Source organism: Allobosea sp. P4_C6, from assembly GCF_056402015.1.
Map to the genome: position 1 here is coordinate 1 of NZ_JBFUIF010000018.1, position 17,547 is coordinate 17,547.

General features: G+C 63.4%; 21 protein-coding genes. 6 read left to right on the plus strand and 15 right to left on the minus strand.

Annotation, left to right across the window (positions count from 1 at the left end; translation table 11 throughout):
* Positions 1 to 606: FAD-binding oxidoreductase (locus AC1DVA_RS14715; protein WP_476806332.1), on the plus strand; the 606-nt coding region annotated here is incomplete at its 5' end.
* A gap of 74 nt (positions 607 to 680) precedes the next feature.
* Here AC1DVA_RS14715 and AC1DVA_RS14720 read toward each other — a convergent pair.
* The 6 genes from AC1DVA_RS14720 to AC1DVA_RS14745 all read right to left on the minus strand — a co-directional run bounded on the left by AC1DVA_RS14720 (position 681) and on the right by AC1DVA_RS14745 (position 6,292).
* Complete coding sequence (locus tag AC1DVA_RS14720) at positions 681 to 1,859, minus strand: NAD(P)/FAD-dependent oxidoreductase (protein ID WP_476806333.1); 1,179 nt, start codon at positions 1,857 to 1,859, stop codon at positions 681 to 683.
* 48 nt (positions 1,860 to 1,907) lie between these two features.
* Positions 1,908 to 2,246 (minus strand): tRNA-binding protein, encoded by a 339-nt coding sequence (locus AC1DVA_RS14725; protein WP_476806334.1) that lies wholly within the window; start codon positions 2,244 to 2,246, stop codon positions 1,908 to 1,910.
* A gap of 1,016 nt (positions 2,247 to 3,262) precedes the next feature.
* Complete coding sequence (locus AC1DVA_RS14730) at positions 3,263 to 3,520, minus strand: hypothetical protein (protein WP_265052553.1); 258 nt, start codon at positions 3,518 to 3,520, stop codon at positions 3,263 to 3,265.
* Positions 3,521 to 4,087: 567 nt separating this feature from the next.
* On the minus strand, positions 4,088 to 5,032 hold the full coding sequence (locus AC1DVA_RS14735) for a cation diffusion facilitator family transporter (RefSeq protein ID WP_476806335.1): 945 nt from the start codon (positions 5,030 to 5,032) through the stop codon (positions 4,088 to 4,090).
* A gap of 69 nt (positions 5,033 to 5,101) precedes the next feature.
* Positions 5,102 to 5,878: an exodeoxyribonuclease III gene (xth, locus tag AC1DVA_RS14740; RefSeq protein WP_265052552.1), complete on the minus strand. Its 777-nt coding sequence runs from the start codon at positions 5,876 to 5,878 to the stop codon at positions 5,102 to 5,104.
* 159 nt (positions 5,879 to 6,037) lie between these two features.
* The gene (locus AC1DVA_RS14745; protein ID WP_476806336.1) at positions 6,038 to 6,292 is read right to left on the minus strand and encodes a hypothetical protein; all 255 of its coding nucleotides are present in this window, start codon (positions 6,290 to 6,292) and stop codon (positions 6,038 to 6,040) included.
* Between the two features lie 249 nt (positions 6,293 to 6,541).
* On the opposite strand from AC1DVA_RS14745, the gene AC1DVA_RS14750 reads away from it, so the two are divergent.
* Positions 6,542 to 7,675 (plus strand): MlaD family protein, encoded by a 1,134-nt coding sequence (locus AC1DVA_RS14750; protein ID WP_476806337.1) that lies wholly within the window; start codon positions 6,542 to 6,544, stop codon positions 7,673 to 7,675.
* 232 nt (positions 7,676 to 7,907) lie between these two features.
* Here the strand turns inward: AC1DVA_RS14750 and AC1DVA_RS14755 are convergent, their stop codons facing one another.
* The 8 genes from AC1DVA_RS14755 to AC1DVA_RS14790 form a co-directional block, all read right to left on the minus strand.
* Complete coding sequence (locus tag AC1DVA_RS14755; RefSeq protein ID WP_476806338.1) at positions 7,908 to 8,396, minus strand: DUF411 domain-containing protein; 489 nt, start codon at positions 8,394 to 8,396, stop codon at positions 7,908 to 7,910.
* Positions 8,397 to 8,471: 75 nt separating this feature from the next.
* Positions 8,472 to 8,738, minus strand: a complete 267-nt coding sequence (locus tag AC1DVA_RS14760; protein WP_476806339.1) for a heavy-metal-associated domain-containing protein — start codon at positions 8,736 to 8,738, stop codon at positions 8,472 to 8,474.
* 75 nt (positions 8,739 to 8,813) lie between these two features.
* Complete coding sequence (locus AC1DVA_RS14765) at positions 8,814 to 9,107, minus strand: hypothetical protein (protein WP_476806340.1); 294 nt, start codon at positions 9,105 to 9,107, stop codon at positions 8,814 to 8,816.
* The gene (locus tag AC1DVA_RS14770) at positions 9,104 to 9,382 is read right to left on the minus strand and encodes a copper-binding protein (protein ID WP_476806341.1); all 279 of its coding nucleotides are present in this window, start codon (positions 9,380 to 9,382) and stop codon (positions 9,104 to 9,106) included. The genes AC1DVA_RS14765 and AC1DVA_RS14770 overlap by 4 nt, the downstream gene beginning before the upstream one ends.
* 26 nt (positions 9,383 to 9,408) lie before the next feature.
* Positions 9,409 to 9,891, minus strand: a complete 483-nt coding sequence (locus AC1DVA_RS14775; RefSeq protein WP_476806342.1) for a cupredoxin domain-containing protein — start codon at positions 9,889 to 9,891, stop codon at positions 9,409 to 9,411.
* A 36-nt stretch (positions 9,892 to 9,927) separates the two neighbouring features.
* Positions 9,928 to 11,268 (minus strand): multicopper oxidase family protein, encoded by a 1,341-nt coding sequence (locus tag AC1DVA_RS14780; RefSeq protein WP_476806343.1) that lies wholly within the window; start codon positions 11,266 to 11,268, stop codon positions 9,928 to 9,930.
* A gap of 54 nt (positions 11,269 to 11,322) precedes the next feature.
* Positions 11,323 to 12,789, minus strand: coding sequence for a TolC family protein (locus AC1DVA_RS14785; protein WP_476806344.1), 1,467 nt, complete (start codon positions 12,787 to 12,789; stop codon positions 11,323 to 11,325).
* Positions 12,790 to 12,845: 56 nt separating this feature from the next.
* A complete protein-coding gene (locus tag AC1DVA_RS14790) occupies positions 12,846 to 13,064 on the minus strand; it encodes a hypothetical protein (protein ID WP_476806345.1) in 219 nt (72 codons plus the stop codon).
* 149 nt (positions 13,065 to 13,213) lie between these two features.
* Between AC1DVA_RS14790 and AC1DVA_RS14795 the strand changes: the two genes are divergently transcribed.
* Genes AC1DVA_RS14795 through AC1DVA_RS14805 form a run of 3 tightly spaced genes read left to right on the plus strand, consistent with a single transcriptional unit; the run spans position 13,214 to position 15,427 of the window.
* Entirely contained in the window at positions 13,214 to 13,933 is a 720-nt protein-coding gene (locus AC1DVA_RS14795) for a response regulator transcription factor (protein WP_476806346.1), read from the plus strand.
* Positions 13,891 to 14,004: a winged helix-turn-helix domain-containing protein gene (locus AC1DVA_RS14800; protein WP_476806347.1), complete on the plus strand. Its 114-nt coding sequence runs from the start codon at positions 13,891 to 13,893 to the stop codon at positions 14,002 to 14,004. Before AC1DVA_RS14795 ends, AC1DVA_RS14800 begins: the two co-directional genes overlap by 43 nt.
* A 31-nt stretch (positions 14,005 to 14,035) precedes the next feature.
* On the plus strand, positions 14,036 to 15,427 hold the full coding sequence (locus tag AC1DVA_RS14805; protein WP_476806348.1) for an ATP-binding protein: 1,392 nt from the start codon (positions 14,036 to 14,038) through the stop codon (positions 15,425 to 15,427).
* A 158-nt stretch (positions 15,428 to 15,585) separates the two neighbouring features.
* Here the strand turns inward: AC1DVA_RS14805 and AC1DVA_RS14810 are convergent, their stop codons facing one another.
* Positions 15,586 to 16,974: a helix-turn-helix domain-containing protein gene (locus AC1DVA_RS14810; protein ID WP_476806349.1), complete on the minus strand. Its 1,389-nt coding sequence runs from the start codon at positions 16,972 to 16,974 to the stop codon at positions 15,586 to 15,588.
* Positions 16,975 to 17,128: 154 nt separating this feature from the next.
* On the opposite strand from AC1DVA_RS14810, the gene AC1DVA_RS14815 reads away from it, so the two are divergent.
* On the plus strand, positions 17,129 to 17,428 hold the full coding sequence (locus tag AC1DVA_RS14815; protein WP_476806350.1) for a hypothetical protein: 300 nt from the start codon (positions 17,129 to 17,131) through the stop codon (positions 17,426 to 17,428).
* Positions 17,429 to 17,547: the final 119 nt, after the last annotated feature.

Consider the following 17,547-nt stretch of genomic DNA (forward strand, 5'->3'; position numbering starts at 1 on the left):
CTCGCCGACCGGGCCGATCACTACGTCCTCATGGAGGCTTCGACCTCGTCGTCGGTGCTCAACCTCGAGGAGGCGAGCACCCAACTGCTCGCGGCATTGATGGAAAGCGGCCTCGTCACTGACGGAACCATCGCCACGAGCGGACAGCAGGCCGCAGACTTCTGGCAATTGCGGGAGAACATCCCGGAAGCCGAAGTCCATCACGGAGGCTCGGTCAAACATGATGTCGCCGTCCGTACGTCCCGTCTCGCGGCATTCGTTCAAGCGGCTTCAAAAATCGTGAACGAGGACCGCCCCAGGGCGATCCTATCCGTTTACGGCCATGTTGGTGACGGTAACGTCCATTTCAACGTCGTCGCGCCCGAGGGAGCTTCTGCGCCGGGTTTCAAGGCCCAGTTCGAAAAGGAGGTCTCGCCAAAGATCTACGGGCTCGCCTACGACATGGGCGGGACCTTCAGCGCCGAATATGGAATCGGACGAGTGAAGCTCGATCTGCTCGCCCGGTTCGGAGCCGCGTCGAAGGTCGACATTATGCGCCTCGTCAAGCAGGCTTTGGATCCGAAGGGTCTGATGAATCCAGGAAAAGTGATACCGGACTTCGACTGAGGCCCCACCGCACTTGATCACCGGAAGGCCGTGCTCGCGCACGCCGTGACTCGGTGAAACGAGGCGAGTTCTCGTCAGGCGAAATCTTCCAGCTTGCCGACGACCGGGGCTGCGGCGTCGGGATCGACCACGCAGACACGCCCCGGCGAGACGTTCTCGGCGGTAATCCCGAGGCCGACGAGGTCGGCCGGGATGGCGGCGTCCAGCGCGAAGCTCGCGGCGAGGCGCGCGGCAGCCGCGCCTGCCATCACGCCATTGCCGCCTTGCCCGGCCAGCCAAATGAAACTGGGCTGCTCCGGGTCTCGTCCGATGACGGGTTCATGATCCGGTGCGAATGTGCGCAGCCCGCCCCATTTGTGGCTGACCGTCCTGACCTCCATCGTCGTGCAGCGGTGGATTCGGTCGATCGCAACAGCGACTTCCAATTCGTCGGCCTGTGCGTCGCAGGGAGCAGAAGGAGCCATATCGACGGGCGACACCATGATCCGGCCCGCTTCAGGCTTGAAATAGAACGTCTCGGCGACGTCGAAGGTCATCGGCCAGCCTTGGATCACGCTTCCAGCCGGCGGGTCGAACACGACGGCGGTTCTGCGGAATGGCACGACATTCCGGAACGAGAGACCAGCGAGTTCGGCGATCTCCTGAACCCACCCGCCGGCGGCATTGACCACCACCGGAGCCTCGAAATTGCCCCGAGGGCTGGAGGCCCGCCATGTCCCTTGCGAGTGCTGGAGGGACTGAACCCGGGCGTCGGGGATGAATGTCCCGCCGTTCTTTCGGAGCGCTCTCAGGTAGCCCGTGAGGAGAGCGTTCGTATCGATGTCCTTGCAGTCCGGCTCGTAAAGCGCCGATGCGAATTCGCTGTCTCGGACGACAGGGCAGAACCTGAGGGCCTCCTGGGCCGTGGTCATTTCGATCGTCGCGCCACGGCGGAGCATTTCCTCCGCCTGGGCCTGAAGCTGCGCCTGCTCTCCGTCCCGCGCGAGGAAGAGCGCGCCACGGGGCGTGACGAGCGGTACGTCGGCGAAGCCATCAGGAGGCGTCTCCAGAAAGGCCCGCGACGCCGTCACGAGCCTGCTCCATAGGGCCGGGCCGTAGTTCTCGGACATCACGGCCGCCGACCGGCCCGTCGAGTGGTAGCCGGCGGAAGCCTCCATCTCCAGCACGACAACTTTACCGTGGAGGCTCAGCTCGTAGCCGACCGAAGCACCGGCGATGCCTCCGCCAATGACGATGAAATCCGCAGTTTCCATAGTTTCGCTCCGAATGCTCTCAGACCCACCCTCGCCCGGACAAGCGGATCAGAAGACCTGCTCGCCAAGCCCGACCTCATGGGTCSGCGACAGCAGTTTCACGTCGCCGGCAGCGTCCCGCGCGCCAAGGATCAGGATTTCCGACTGGAAGCCTGCGATGTTCCGGGGCGGCATATTGACGACGCAGGACACCAGACAGCCCATGAGCTCCTCGGCGGCATAACTGGTGATCTGGGCGCTCGACCACTTTCTGCCGATATCCGCGAAATCGACCTCGACCTTGTAGGAAGGGCTTCGGGCGCGTTCGAACGGTAGAACCTGCACGATGCGGCCGATCCGAATGTCGATCTTCGAAAAATCTTCGTAGACGATCTGATCCTTGGTCATTTTCCAGCCTCGCGTATTCGCCTTACAGAGTGCATGGCTTGCGCGGCGGGATCGGCAAGAAGCGAAGGCCTATTCGCGTTTTGCGATCATTGTCGGCGCCCCTTTCAGCAGATCGTGCCGCGGGTCAGCGAAGCGATGTTGCGGGCGTCGGCCGTCTTCTCGTCGATCAAACAGAGTCCTGCGATCCGGAAGCGCCTCGGCGAGGAACCGCAAAAATAGCCACCCTTGAATATGTCGAGGAGCTCAGCACTAACGCGCCCTCCATTCGAACGACGCGCTGGCCCCGACCTTGCGCTCTTGTTGCCTACTGTGCCTGTGCCGAACCGTTTTTGGACATTTGTGTACTGTGCGGGGCCACCATGCCGGTCAAACAAGATCAAGATCGTTCCAAATCGAACTACGATGAGTGCGGCGTCCATCTTCTGAGTGCCTTTTTCTGCTTAGCCGGGCGCACAATTGAAGACGAACGTCTGCGCAGGGTCATTGAATTCGCTTTAGTCAATTTGACACAACTGCAAGTCCCGGCTGCTCCCTCAAACGTCGTAGAATTCTGTCGCCGAGATATCCGCGCAGATCATTGAGCACCGTGGTTGCCTGCGCGCGGGGTGTAGCTGAGGACGATCTGACGCTGCGGGCGATCGAGCGATATCGACGATCCCCTGTTGCGTGAGCGTTTGCGCCGGCGGAACTCGCCTGCGGCTTACCCCGTTGTGGCAGCGCTACCGCTGCTTGTTACCAGGCGACGGCAGCGATGGTTCTCTGCCAAGATGATCATCGAAGGCAGCCGGCATCCACCGACACGTGTCGGCTCCCTTCTTCTACCGCCGATCAGGAGGCGAGCCGCGGATGTACCGGCAGCGCCCGATCGGCCGGTAGACCAGGACATTGCAACGGCCGTTCGCCGGGCGCGATGACGGTCACAGGCCCGGCATTCCGAATGGAGGGCCGGGCCTTATGCTTATGATCGGAATGCCTGACTTGGGTTGCGAGTAGAGCTACCAGCTGCCCGGCGGGCGCTATGGCGCACCAATGTCACCAGTTGCGCAGCGTTGGGCGTCAAGTTCCAGATGGGCGACCAGTTCCCGATAATCCGCGACCACGGCGATGCTCATCGGCCGATCGGATTTCGCCCAATACTCGAGCGCCATCCATGCCAGTTCATAGGCCTCGCAAACGTCCAGGAATGACTGGCTAGCGGCGACTTCAAAACGAACCCGCCAGCCAGGCAGACGCAGTTTCAGTCGCGCGCGGCCGCGCTCTTGGATCCGAGTCATCGAGCGGATCTCGGGCAGTGAGGATGAAAGCTTGTAGTTCGTACGCGCCTGTCGCTCTATTGGCCATGAGGACATCTGCGGCGCCCCCTGCCCCGAACCGCCATAGCCGGCCTAACCGTCTTCACCGGGCGCGGGGTGCAAATGGTCGGCAACGATATCGGAGCAAGTTGCCCGCGGCGGAGTTCATGGAGCGGATGATCAGGTTTTCCAACGGAGCTCGTTAGAGCTGAGGGGTTCTGCGCATGAAGACGCTTTTTGTAACCGCGTTCTGTGCTTTGCTTGCCGGATGCGCAAGTTATGGCGCGCCTAACGAAGCGAGTACGGTAGTCGTCACGCGCGACAGCATGCGCACCTATCGCCCTCTACCTCTCGAAGAGCGCCGCGTTTCCATGTGCACGATGAGAGGGAGAGGAGTTTATTGCCGCTGACGACGGGGACCTCAACTGCAGGCTTCGCGGGCATGGCTCGCATAAGCGCTGGTTCGCATCGTCGTTCAATCCTGGCAACGGGTTAGTCTTGCCAGGTGGCAGCGTGAATCGCACGCGCCCCGTGGACGGGGGTGAGATCTCAATCGGCAAGTTGCGCGCGCCGCTCGCGCCACGTCGCGGAGGTCTGCGGCTTGATGAACACGGATGCGATGTCCGAGCGCCGTTGCTTGAGCCTCGCCTCGATACGCTCGACACAATCCTCGATATCGGCAGTCGATCTGTCGTCCTTGAATTCCAGGCTGAGCGCCACGACGATCTGATCCGGGCCGAGGTGAACGGTGGTCATGCCGTTCACGCGCTCGACGTCCGGATCGCCGGTGACCGCGGCCATGATCTCCTTCTGGACATGCGGCAGTGCCGCTTCGCCCATCAGCAGCGCCTTGCTTTCGCGGGCCAGGAAGATTGCGGTCATGGCGAGGACGAACCCGATCAGGATCGAGGCGACGCCGTCGAGTTCCGGCCGGTCGAAATAGGCTGCAGCTGAAATTCCAAGAAACGCGATGAACAATCCGAGCAGTGCCGCGGTATCCTCGAACAGCACAGTGAAGACGCTGGGGTCCTTGCTCTGCCTGACCGCCGCGAAATAGCTCAGCGATCCCTTGGCCGTGCGGAACTCCTTCAGGGCGACGCGCCAGGAATAGCCCTCGAACAGTGCGGACAGTCCCAGAACGACATAGTTCACCGTCAAATTCGTCGCGTGCTGAGGCGCGACGATATGAGCGACACCTTCATAGAAGGAGACGCCCGCGCCGACCGCGAAGACCAGCAAGGCGACGATGAAGCTCCAGAAATAGAGCTCACGCCCATGACCGAAAGGATGTGTCAGATCCGGCGGCCTGGCCGCGCGTTTGAGACCGTGCAGGAGCAGCAGGCCATTGCCGGTATCGACGAGCGAATGGACGCCCTCCGACAGCATGGCCGAGCTGCCAGTCCACGCTGCAGCAATGAACTTCGTCATGGCGATCAGGAGGTTGCCGACGAGCGCCGCATAGATGACCGTCTTCGAGCCTGAATGCGCCGCCATCTGATCCCCCAGTCCTGCTGGCAACGAACCGAAGGCAGGCGCGGTTCCTATGAAGCGGTTCTGATGGCCTCAGTCCTCGACGAGGTTCATCCAAACCGGCGCGTGGTCGCTCGCCTTCTCCCAGCCCCGCACATGACGATCGACATCCGCCGCCTCGAGGCGCTCAGCCAGTTCGGGGCTAAGCAGCAGATGGTCGAGCCGCAGGCCGGCGTTCCGGCCCCACGCGTTTCGGAAATAGTCCCAGAACGTATAGATGCGCTCGCCGGGGTGCATCTTGCGCAGGGCGTCGGTCCAACCCTGTGCGACGAGATCGTGGAATGCCTGCCGTACCTCTGGCCGGAATAGCGCATCGTCGAGCCAGCGCTCCGGCTTGTAGACGTCGAGCTCTGTCGGCATCACGTTAAAGTCGCCGACCAATGCGACGGGGATCTTATGCGCCAGCAACTCGGCCGCGTAGACCGTCAGACGTTCGAACCAGAGCAACTTGTAGTCGAACTTCGGCCCCGGCGCCGGATTGCCGTTCGGCAGATACAGGCAGCCGATCAAGACCCCCTTCACAGCAGCTTCAATATATCGGCTCTGCGTATCCTCCTCGTCGCCAGGCAGGCCCCGGCGCGTTTCGATAGGATCTGCCCCACGGGCAAGGATCGCGACGCCGTTCCAGCTCTTCTGGCCATGCCAGATTGCGCCATATCCGGCATCGCGGATCGCAGCTTCGGGAAACTTGCCTTGCGGGGCCTTGAGTTCCTGAAGGCAGACAACATCGGGTTCTGCGTCGGCCAGCCAGCGCAGCAGCACGGAGAGCCGGCCATTGATCCCGTTGACGTTAAAGGTGGCGATTTTCATCGGCGCGCCGGTTCCGACTCTGGCCGTTCGACTGCATAAGGCGCGGGCCTTTCGGTTGATCGTGCCTACCGCCGTGCTGGGTGCGATCTATCCGGGTTGACCGACTTGTCGGACATCCGTTCCCCGCTCTTTCAGGCGCCGTTCCGGTCGGCTTGCACCTCAAGCTGCCCTCCCCTCGGGATTGGCAATTCGTATCAGGCTCTCAAGCTGGGGGCCGTTGATCGCAATATCGCCGGTTGCAGCGTGGATATGCACATCCGGCAAAGGCTCATCGCGGTTTTCATCCGCAAGGGACCGCAGACACTCCCGCAGTGACGCGAAGTGCCGGGCAGGTGTCTCCGACACCCAGAACTGGGCCGTACACTCCGTATTGCCGTGCTCGCGAAGAACGTCGAACGCTGTATCCGTCGTCATTCTCGGTCTCCGTCAGATTGCGCTGTGAAGCAGTGCGCTTCAATGCAAACCAAAGCGCCGATCGGCTGTTCCCTCTCCGGCCGGCTCATCTATCTCCGCGCCATCGCGGACCGCTTTGGATTCTATCAAGGGACACTGGTCTGGTGCCCTTCTAGTCGACTGGCGATGCTCTTATGCTAGCGACTCGCGAGACTTGCCGCGTGCGGGCCCCGCCCGCCTGCCGCTGGAGCAACGGGAAACACTTGGACTATGCAATCGCGAGCGAGTCATGCGCTGATCGGATTGTTCACGCTCGCGTTCGTGGCTGCGCTGTTGGGAGGCGCCTATTGGTTCAGCAGCGGTGGCAACGAGACCGTCAACGTTCGTCTGATCTTCAACGGCAAGGTTTCCGGTTTGGGGCGGGGATCGAGCGTGCTCTTCAATGGGCTGCGAGTTGGCGAGGTGACACAGATCGAAATTCAGCCGGATAATCCGCGCCAGATCTCTGCCGTGATCAAAGTCAATCGATCGGCGCCGTTGCGGGTCGATACAAGCGCCCGTCTCGAAGGGCAGGGGCTGGCCGGGGTCGTCGCCGTTCAGCTCCGCGGCGGCGATCCGCACTCCGCTGCATTGACCGTACAGGCAGGCCAAGCCCTGCCCATCATCATAGCCGAACCTTCCGACGACATCTTTGAGAAGGTGAACTCGATTGCGAAGAGCGTCGACGGGGCGATTGGCGGCATCGAGAGCGCTATCGAGGCAAATGCCGGACCGGTCGGCGACACGATCAAAAACGTGGAACAGTTCTCGGCTGCACTGGGCGACAATTCGGAGAGCGTCGACAAGTTGATGAAAAACATCGGCGCTGTCGCGGAGTTCATCGCTCCGCTTCCAGATAAGCTCGGGGCTTTCAGCGAAGGCGTAACAGAGACTATGCGATCGGTTGACCGAGATAATATCGTCTCGGTTATCGAAAGGTCCGAGAAATTTACCGCAACCCTGGAGGGTGCCGCTACCGATGTGAGCAAGACGCTCAAGAACGTCGCATCCGTGAGCGAGAAGCTCAACAGGGCAGCCGACCAAGTGGACGGCGTATTGAAAGGCGCGCAGTCCTTTCTCAACACCGCCGCTGGCCAGAACGGGCGGAGCGCCTTCGACGWCGTCGCCGATSCCGCGAAATCCATCCGTGCGCTCGCGGATAGCCTCGATAAGCGCAGCGCAGAGATTACCGCCGAAATTGCCCGCTTCGCCGGCGGCGCGCTGCAGAGTATCGAAAATTTGACGACAGACGGCGGGCGCAGACTTAAGGGCTTTAGCCGCACCTTGCGCGAAGTGGATCGGAATCCGCAGGGCCTCATTTTTGGCAGTAAGCCCCAGATTCCTCAATACAACGGCCCGCGCTGATGCAGGGGATCTCCGCCATAACTTAAAGGAAGCTGGCGCTCCGCCCGAAGGCAGACTTCCAGAGTTCCCGTGTCCGCATGACCGAAAACCGATTCAGCTCAACTGGGGATCAATGCCCGGTGCCGGCCTGGCATCTTTCATTTGAAGAATCGAGCGCTTCTGCTCGCTTGGCATTTCGTCGAGACGCTGGAGATCCGTCGTGCAAGTGGGGACGGAGGACTGATCGCTCGGTTCAGATCGGCGCGAGCCCCCGGTAGCGCCGGAAAACGCTCTGTGTGCCGGCCGAGAAGATGACGACCTCGTAGGTATCGGGCGCCTGTCCGCGCACTTCCATACCGGGCGAGCCGACCGGCATGCCCGCGACGGCGAGGCCAGTCGCCCTGGGGCGCTCGACCAGCAGGCGCTTGATCGCCTCGGCCGGCACGTGGCCCTCCACGACATAGCCGCCGATCTCCGCGGTATGGCATGAGGCGAGAGCGTCGGGCACGCCGAGCTCCGTCTTGAGCGGTGCGACGTCCGCGATCTCGATCACCTCGACCGGGAAGCCGGCGGCCTTTACATGCGCAACCCAATTGCCGCAGCAGCCGCAATTGGGATCGCGTGTGACGATCATCTTCGGCAAGGCCTCGGCACCGATGGCGGGACGCCACAGCAAGAAGCCGGCGGCCGCCTGTGCCAGGCCAAGGGTCAACGCGCGACGGGAGAGCGAAAATTCCTGCATCACCATGATCTTCCCTGTTCTGCCGCCATTTCTGCCTTGTTGACGAGCCGGCCGCTTGGGCCGGCTCGCTTGAGGTCAACCGACCCGTCCAGGGCCGGGCGTATAGCCCGCCGCGGAGACGGCGGCCTTGATCGCGGCGTAGTCGCTCGAGCCCAGCACGCTCACGCGCTTGGAGCCGGGGTCGGGGGTCACGCTCGTTCCCGGCAGCCTGGTCTCGATAGCGCCCTTGATCGTGCCGGCGCAGTGGCCGCAGGTCATGTCCTCGACCTGGAAGGTCACGGCGTCGCCGGACGGCGCGATCATCTCGGCTGCGGGTTTGGCATGCTGTTGGCAGCAGGACATCTCTGCATCATCCTTTCGATATGGCGATGGCAGGAGCCTGCTCCTTCCCATCGTAGGAAGGTCAAGCGGCTTCTGCTAGCGATCGCGGTCGTTGATCGGGCGGCTCGGACTGCACCGACCTCCCCTGCAGACGATGACGATGGTCTTGTGCGAGGTGCCGAGGCAGTTGGCCCGATAGGCCACGAGATCGCGCTGCTGCATGGCGATTTCGATCCGCGGCTCGATGCAGCCGTTTTCGAGCAGGACCCTTTGCAGATCGCCATCGGAGGCCAGAGCCGCAGAGCCGATCGCAACCGCACCCAGGATGATCGGAGCGATGCGAGAATGGCGGGCGTATCGAGACCGCCCGCCTGGCTCGTGCCCCGTCACTTCGCTTTCTGGAGCTTGGTGACGGTGATCTGGCCGTTGACGCGGTCGGCATCGAACTTGATCCTGGTTCCGGCCTTGAGCCCTTTCAGCATGTCCGGATCACCGGCGCGGAACACCATGGTCATGGCGTCCATGTCGAGGTTCTTGATCGGGCCGTGATTGATGGTGAGCTTACCCTGGGCCTCGTCGATCTTGGTGACGGTGCCGCTGACCGACTGTGCGGCGGCCGGCAGCGCGGCAACCAGGAAGGTCAGGATGGCGGTGGTCTTCAGCATGGGAACGCTCCTTGGTCTGAGCTCATTCACTTGACAATGATCTTGCCGGTCATGCCGGCTTCGCGGTGGCCTGGGATCAGGCAGGAGAAGTCGAACTCGCCGGCCTTTGTGAAGGCCCAGACGATCTCGCCGGTCTTTTTCGGCGCGAGCCGCTTGGCGTTCGGGTCGTCATGCTCCATGTCGGGATTCTTCTGCATCTCGGCGGCGTGCTTGAGGTTCTCCTCCAGCGTCGCCAGGACCAGCTCGTGATCGAGTTCGCCATTGTTGCGGAGTTGGAAGCGGACCTGCTCGCCACGCCGGACCTCGACCCGGTCGGGAATGAAGGCCATCTTGCCGTCCCTCTCGCTCATCACGACCTGCACGGTGCGGGCGGGCTTCTTGGGGTCGCCCGGCTTGCCATAGGCCGTCTCGTCGCCATGGCCGTGGCCGCCCGCGCCGGGGCCGGCCAAGGCTGCGCCGGCCGACATCAAGACGGCGATCCCAGCCAGTTTGAACGTTGCTGTCTTCATGGAGCGCTCCAGGAGTGAGTGTGCTTCGTTGCTGCTTCAGTGGTTGGAATGCGGGTTCTTGGCGGCACGCGGCTTGCCGTTGGGTCCGAGGCTCGGCTTGCGGGGATCCTTGGCCCGCCATTCGGCCGACTGGACGCCGCTGTCGAGCGGGCTCGCGCGCTGCGCTTCGCCGAGCTTCGCACCCTTGAGCTCATAGGCGACGGTTCCCTCCGGGTGCCTGAACCAGCCGGGGTCCTTGTAGTCGCTCTTCGCCAGCCCCTCGCGGACCTTCACCACCGAGAACATGCCGCCCATCTCGACCGGGCCGAATTGCGCGAAGCCACTCATCATCGGCAGCGTGTTTTCGGGTAGGGGCATCTCCATCGCGCCCATTTCGCCCATGCCGTTCGAGCCCATCGGCATGTAGCCGGGCGCGATCTTGGCGATGCGCTTCGCCAAATCCTTCTTGTTCACGCCGATATAATTCTTCACCGAATGCCCCATGGCATTCATCGTGTGGTGCGATTTGTGGCAGTGAATCGCCCAGTCGCCCGGCTCGTCGGCGACGAAGTCGAAGGCGCGCATCTGGCCGACTGCGACGTCGATCGAGACCTCGTCCCAGGCCGCGGCCGGGTCGACCCAGCCGCCATCGGTGCAGGAGACCTTGAACTCGTAGCCATGCATGTGGATCGGATGGTTCGTCATGGTCAGGTTGCCGAAGCGGATGCGGACCTTGTCGTTCTTGCCGACGACGAACGGATCGAGGCCCGGGAACACGCGGCTGTTCCAGCACCACATGTTGAATTCGGTCATCTCCGCGACGCGCGGCACATAGGAACCGGGCTCGATATCGAAGGCGTTGAGCAGGAAGACGAAGTCGCGATCGACTCGGCGGAAGGCCGGGTCCTTGGGATGGACGACGAAGAAGCCCATCATGCCCATCGCCATCTGCACCATCTCGTCCGAGTGCGGGTGGTACATGAAGGTGCCCGAGCGCCTGAGCAGAAACTCGTAGACGAAGGTCTTGCCGGGCGGGATATGCGGCTGGGTCAGCCCGCCGACGCCATCCATGCCATTGGGCAGGCGCTGTCCGTGCCAGTGGACGGCCGTGTTCTCCGGCAGCTTGTTGGTGACGTAGATGCGGACCTTGTCGCCCTCGACCGCCTCGATGGTCGGCCCAGGCGACTGGCCGTTATAGCCCCAGAGATAGGCTTTCACCTTCCAGTCGCCGTTCATCCGCCAGGGCAGCGACCAGCCGTTCAGGGTCGCGACCGGCTGATAGTCCGGCCCTGTGGTCGGCACCAGCGGCGCCTGCGTCGCCGCCTCCGCCATGGTCGGCGCCTCCGGCACGGCGGCGAAGGCGGTGCGCCCGGATACGGCGGCCGCGCCGGCCAGCACGAGCCCGGATGAACCGATGAAGCTGGGATAGGGATGTCATGTCGGGAAGCTCCTTCAGTGCCCGCCGCCGGCGTCGCCGCCGCCAGCCGCCGCGACAGTGGCCGAGCCACCACCTCCGCTACCCCCGCCGATCAGGGCATGCTTGAAGTCGGTATGGGCGATCCAGAAGTCGCGGCGGGCATTGATCGCGGCGACATTCGAGAGGATTCGGTTGCGGGCATCGGTGATCAGATCCGTCACGTCGCTCAACATGCCGCTGTAATGCAGCAGCGACTGGTCCTGGATGATCTTGCGCAACGGCAGGACGTTGTCCTGGTACTGACGCGTGATGTCGTAGTTGGCGCGGTATGAGGTGTAGGCCTCGCGCGCTTCCGAGCGGATATTGACCGCCTTCTCCGCCAGCTTGTTGGCGGCCTGCATGTAGGTCTGCTCCGCCAGAGCGACCTTCGACTGGCCGAAATCGTAGATCGGGATGTCGATCTCGAGTTCCAGCGTCCGGCTGCGGCTCGTCTCGCGCTCGACATGACCGTCCTCGGAGATGCTCCGGCCACGGTCGTAGGTGCGGCGCCCCAGCAGATCGACATCGTTGACGAAGCGTGTTGCCTGAGTGAGCCCCAGCGATTTTGCCAGCGTGTCTAGCTCGGCGCGCGCGACCCGCAGGTCGACACGTTTGCGCAGGGCCTCGGCCTCGACCGCCTTGACCGATTGCAGCCGCGGCAGCGGCGGCAGCGTGTCAGGCAATCTGAACTTCAGATCGTCACCCCAGAGACCGAGCTGGCGGACGAGCCGCTCTCGCTCCTGGCGCTGCTGCTGGCGCGCCTGGACGAGTTGCACGGTGAGCTCCGCCTCGAAGGCGAATTCGCGTGCCTGGTCGATCTTGTTGACGCCGCCGGATTCGCCGAGCCGCTTGAACAGCTCGGACGCCGCGTCGGTCGATGCCTTGGCCTCCTGGTAGAAGCCGACCTGGGCATTGGCCGCGACCGCACGATAATACTGGCGGCGCGTATCGGCAGCGAGCCTGAGAACCGCTTCGGCCGTCCGGAGCTGCGCCGCCTGGAACCGGTCGCGCGCGATTTCAGCCCGGGCCGGCAGGGTCGCGAGCGCCAGCAGGCTGGCCGCGATCTGCCGTTCGATCTCGATCTCGAAACGGCCCGATTGCTTGGAGATGCCCAGTCGCGGATTGGGCGGCAAGCTGGCTGCGACCATCTGGGCTTCGGCGATGCCGAGCTCGTTGAACGCAGCCTGCAGGCCGCGATTGTTGAGCAGCGCGACCTGCACGGCAATGTCCGCCGTCAGCGGGCGGCGCAGGATCTGCTCGACACGCGCCTTCGCCGTGAGCGCCATCTGGTCGTCGCCGATCTTGACCACATCCTTGCCGATATCGGCGTATGTCGCGGTCTGGATCGGCCCCATCCCGCCATCGGCCGAAAAGCCCGCGCAGCCGCCGAGTATCGCGGCAACGCCGGCAAGCAGGCTCCAGCGCAGCAGGCGGCGGGCATTGTGGGCGGCGCAAGCAGCCAAGCCCGGCCTTTCGGGGACGGCGTGCAATGGCGAAGCGAATAAGTGGTTCGGCAGTGTCATGACTTCGGCCCGACCTGACGGTTGAGCTCGCGCCAGTCCTTGGGATCGGCCGGGCGCAGCGTTGCGGCACTGGCAGTCACGCTGCGATACGCGATGGCAGGAACACGGACGCTTGGATCGGCCGGCCTGGCCAGGTGATCTGGAACTTCTGACATCGTGCACGCGCCGAGCGCCATTCCGATCGCCGCGAGGAACGGCACCTTCACCAACGTCACGACTCGGCTCCCCTGTTTCGATGGAGCAGGAGTAGCAACGCGGTTCTGCGGACGTCCGTTACAAATTGTTGCAGATCTGTGCCGGCAACCGGGCCATGGGCGCGTTATGGTGGGCTCAAATCGATGAGGAGAGCCCCTGCTCGGAAGGCATGGATAGTTCAGGCAACGCCCAGCACGCGATCGACCAGGCAGCTTTCGCGCCGATCGCCGACGATCACGGCCATATCCTGGTGGTGGACGACGACCCGCAGATCAGGCTGCTCGTCGCGCGCTTCCTGCAGCGCTATGGCTATCAGGTCACCGGCGCGCCGGACGGCCGCGCGATGATGGAGGCGTTGGCGCACAGCGCCATCGACCTGATCGTCCTCGATCTGATGCTGCCCGTACGCTCCGGTGTCGAACTGTGCCGCGACATGCGCGCGGTCTCGCAGATTCCGATCGTGATGCTGACGGCCCGAAACGAAGAGAGCGACCGCGTCACCGGTCTCGAAGGCGGCGCGGACGACTACGTCACCAAGCCGTTCAGCCCGCGCGAATTGCTGGCTCGCATCCGGGCGGTGCTGCGCCGTGCGCGGGCGGCGCGGGGCTCCGTTCTGACGCAGCCGAGCGGGGTCGTGACCTTCGACGGCTGGACGATGGATCTGCGCCGCCGCGAGCTGCAATCGCCGGCGGGAACGCTCGTCGATCTCTCGACCGGGGAATTCGACCTGCTCGTCGCTTTCGTCGAGCATGCCAACCGCGTGCTGTCGCGCGAGGCGCTGATGCAGTTCGCCAAGGCGCGGACGAGCGATGATCCCTTCGATCGGACCACGTCCAGATCAGCCGCTTGCGCCGCAAGCTCGAGGCCGACGCCAATGGCAACCAATTGATCAAGACCGTTCGCGGCGCGGGCTATATGTTCGCTTCCACGGTCGGGCATCGCGGAGGGGCGCCCGCTTGACCACACTGCTCAAGCGTCCTGGCCCGACACGGTGGCGAGCCGCGCGATCCTGATCCTGTTCGCGGCGCTGCTCGCCTTTCATCTGCTCGGCTACTGGGCTTTTCGCGTCGGAGTGGAAAGCCTCGCCTCGGCCGGGCGCGACAGCGGGCTCGCCGAGCGCATCGTCTCGATCAAGCGTGCGATCGCGAGTCTGCCCGACGGTGCGGAGCGCGACCGTGTCGCGCATGACCTGTCCAGCGCGAGCCTCGAGGTGCATTGGAGCAAAGTCAGCCTCGTCCTCGGCAGGGCAACGGCTACGGAGCGCACGCGCACGATGGAAGCACGGTTGAGGCAGCTCGCGCCCGATCTTGCGGCAGCCTCCTTCCGGGTCGGACTGGCGGATGACGGAGGGTCCGCCGCCGGCGCCGCCGATGCCGATCGGCACATGATGCTGGTTTCTGTCCGGCTCGAGGATGGAAGCTGGGTCAACTTCTCCTCTTCCGCGCTCGGTGCTTCGCAGCATCCCGACTGGAGCGTGACGGCGATCATGATCTGCTTCGCCGTCGCGATCGTCGTCGTGGCGCTGCTCCTGCTGCGCTGGGCGACGCGGCCGCTGCGCGACCTCGCCCTTGCGGCGGAGCGTTTCAGCCTCGATCAGGCGCCGCAGTCGCTGCCGGAAGATGGGCCTGCCGAGGTGCGCCGTGCCGCACGCGCCTTCAACACCATGCGCGAACGCATTCAGCGCCTCGTCGCCGAGCGCATGCAGGCGATGGCCGCGGTGTCGCACGATCTGCGCACCCCGATCACCCGCCTGAGGCTGCGCTCCGAACTGCTCGACGACGATGCGACGCGCCGCCTCATCGACGCCGACCTCGGCGAGATGGAGGCGATGATCGACTCGACACTGGAATATCTGCGCGCCGGCGTCTCCAGCGAGGCGGCCCGACCGATCGATCTTGCCTCGGTCATCGAAACCATCGTCGACGAGCATCTCGACCAGGGACACAGCGTCATGCTGACGGGCTTGAACGCCGCCCCGATCCTTGGGCGCGTCCTCCCGCTGAAGCGCGCCTTCTCGAACGTCATCGGCAATGCGGTCAAATATGGCGTTTCGGCCAAGATCAGCATCATCGAAGCCGATGGCCGTTTCATCGTTCTGGTCGAGGACAGAGGGCCAGGGATCCCGCCGGCCGATATGGAGCGCGTCTTCCATCCCTTCGTGCGGCTGGAGGAATCACGTGGCCGCGAGACCGGCGGCTCGGGGCTTGGCCTCACCATCGCCCAGGCCGTCGCTCGATCTCATGAAGGGTCCATCGCATTGGAAAACCGGGCCGAAGGAGGTCTTTGCGTTACGGTATCCTTGCCAAGTCTCGATCGCCCGTCTCGGAGCGGCGCCTGCCCCGTCGATCCAGCCATCGGGAACGGGCAAGCCGTTCAGGGGTGATGCCGTTGCTCTGGAACGAAGCATCGACCACGCCCCGATCGCGGTAACGGCAGGGGACGACCCGAAACCGGACGCCCCGACCATCCGGAATGGGCCAACTTCGCAAGCTGATCCTCCCGGAAGCGCCGAACCTCCCGCCGACCGATCCGCAAGCACACCTAGCTGCTGGCGAAGAAGTTCTCCGACCGTTCGCTCTCGTCGAATGTCATCCGATGGCCAGCGGCTGGATGTGCGCGCTGTGCGCAGCCGATGCGAGGGCAGATGCGGCAACCGACACCGATGGAAACAGCCAGGTCCATGTTGGAGACGTCGACGCCGTCCGAGTATACGAGCTCGTTCGCGTAGGCGACGTGGCAGCCCAGGCCGATCGAGAGATGCCTTTTCGGCTCGTTATGGCGGTAGCCGCCCTTGGTCACCGCTTTTGCGATGCAGAAAAAACGCTGTCCGTCGGGCATCTGGCTGATCTGGACGTTTATCCGATCAGGGTGAAGGAAGGCGCCATAAACGTTCCATCGCGGACAAGCCCCCGAATGGCGCGGGATGTGAATGCCCGACAGGGAGAAGCGCTTGGAAATGTTGCCGGCGATATCCGTGCGGACGAGGTGAAGCGGCACGCCTGTGCGCCCGGCCCGCTGCAGCGTGGTCATTCGATGACAGACCTGTTCGAAGCTGGCGCGGAAGCGGCGGCCGATACGCTCGATGTCGTAGCGCGTCTCCTTGCAGGCGAGCAGGAAGGGCTCGTAAGGCATGATCAGCGCGGCGGCGAAGTAAGCCGTCAGCGCGTTTCGCGCCACCGCCTCCGCTTCCTCCGGAAGAGAGGCCTCTGCTATCAATTGCTCGATCGCGCTGCCCGCGCCGAGCCTTCCGAGATGTTGGGCCACGGTGAAGACTGCCGTCTCCGCGGGCAGCAGATCGGCCGTCAATATCTCTCCGTGTGCGTTGTCGACCTTCCGGGCCATCCCGAGCGGGAGAGCTGCCGAGCGCCATTGCAATCCGAATACATTGTGCAAGTAAGTCCGCAGCCCGTGTTCGAACGAATCCGACGCACTGTCGATGTCCCTGCGAATGCGCTCGGCGGCGACCTCGAGGATCGGAAAATGGTTGGCATTTGCCTGCAGGAAATCCGAGACCGCATCGGTCGTCACGGAATCGCCTGCCTCGATCTGGGCCTTTGCGGGGCTACCGCCGGCACCGAATGCCCGATATCGATCGTAGAGGCGCATGATCGCCCGGCCGACCGCGGGGTTTGAGGTCGCGAGGTCGCTGATGTCCTGGTTCGTCAGGTCGCAATCGACGAAAAGATCGTCACCGAACAGCTCCATCAGGTCGCCTGCAAGCCTCGGTTCCTCGCTTTCGGCGAGATCTCCCGGCTGCACGCCGAAATAGCTCGCAGCCTTGAAAAGGAGCGGGACCGTTACACGACGCCGATTGTGCTCGATCAGATTGAGATAGCTCGGCGAGATCCCAAGCGCCTCCGCCAAGGCCGCCTGGCTCACCTTTCGCTGTCGCCGGAGCCGCTTGATCCGACCGCCGATCTGGACATTCACTTGCTGCACTTCGAACCTTTACACCATTGACTCATATAGCGAAAAACTTGACATCCATTTTCATATTAACACGTTGATTTACAAGTAATTCTTGCTTCGCATCGTCGCGCTGTCAACATGGCCTGAGAGTGGGAATGAGTAAATCGAGCGCCAGATGGCAACGCCATCGCATCGCGCTGCGGAAGCCCTCCTTTCCCACCCAGATACTCGAGCCAAGCGTTGCAGGAGCCATCCGATGACCAGACATCAGAAGCCGCGGGAGATCATCGAGCATTGCCTCAAGCCACTTGGCTTGAATGAGCAGTCGCCGGCGGCACAAGAGGCGGTGCGGCGCCTGGTCGATGCCATCAAGTCGCTTCAGCTTGACGCCGGGTTGATCGGCATTCCACACGCCGATTTTTTCAAGATGCGGGCGATCGTGATCAACGAGACGGCCCATGGGTATGAGGCCTGATGGCCGAGGCCCGCGGCCCTCGGGCCACTGTCATGACCGGCCGGCGCCGGGTGGGGTTCGCAGCCGATTGATCCCGTTCCGAAGATTCTGGTTCGGCCCGCATCGATCGCATTCGGATA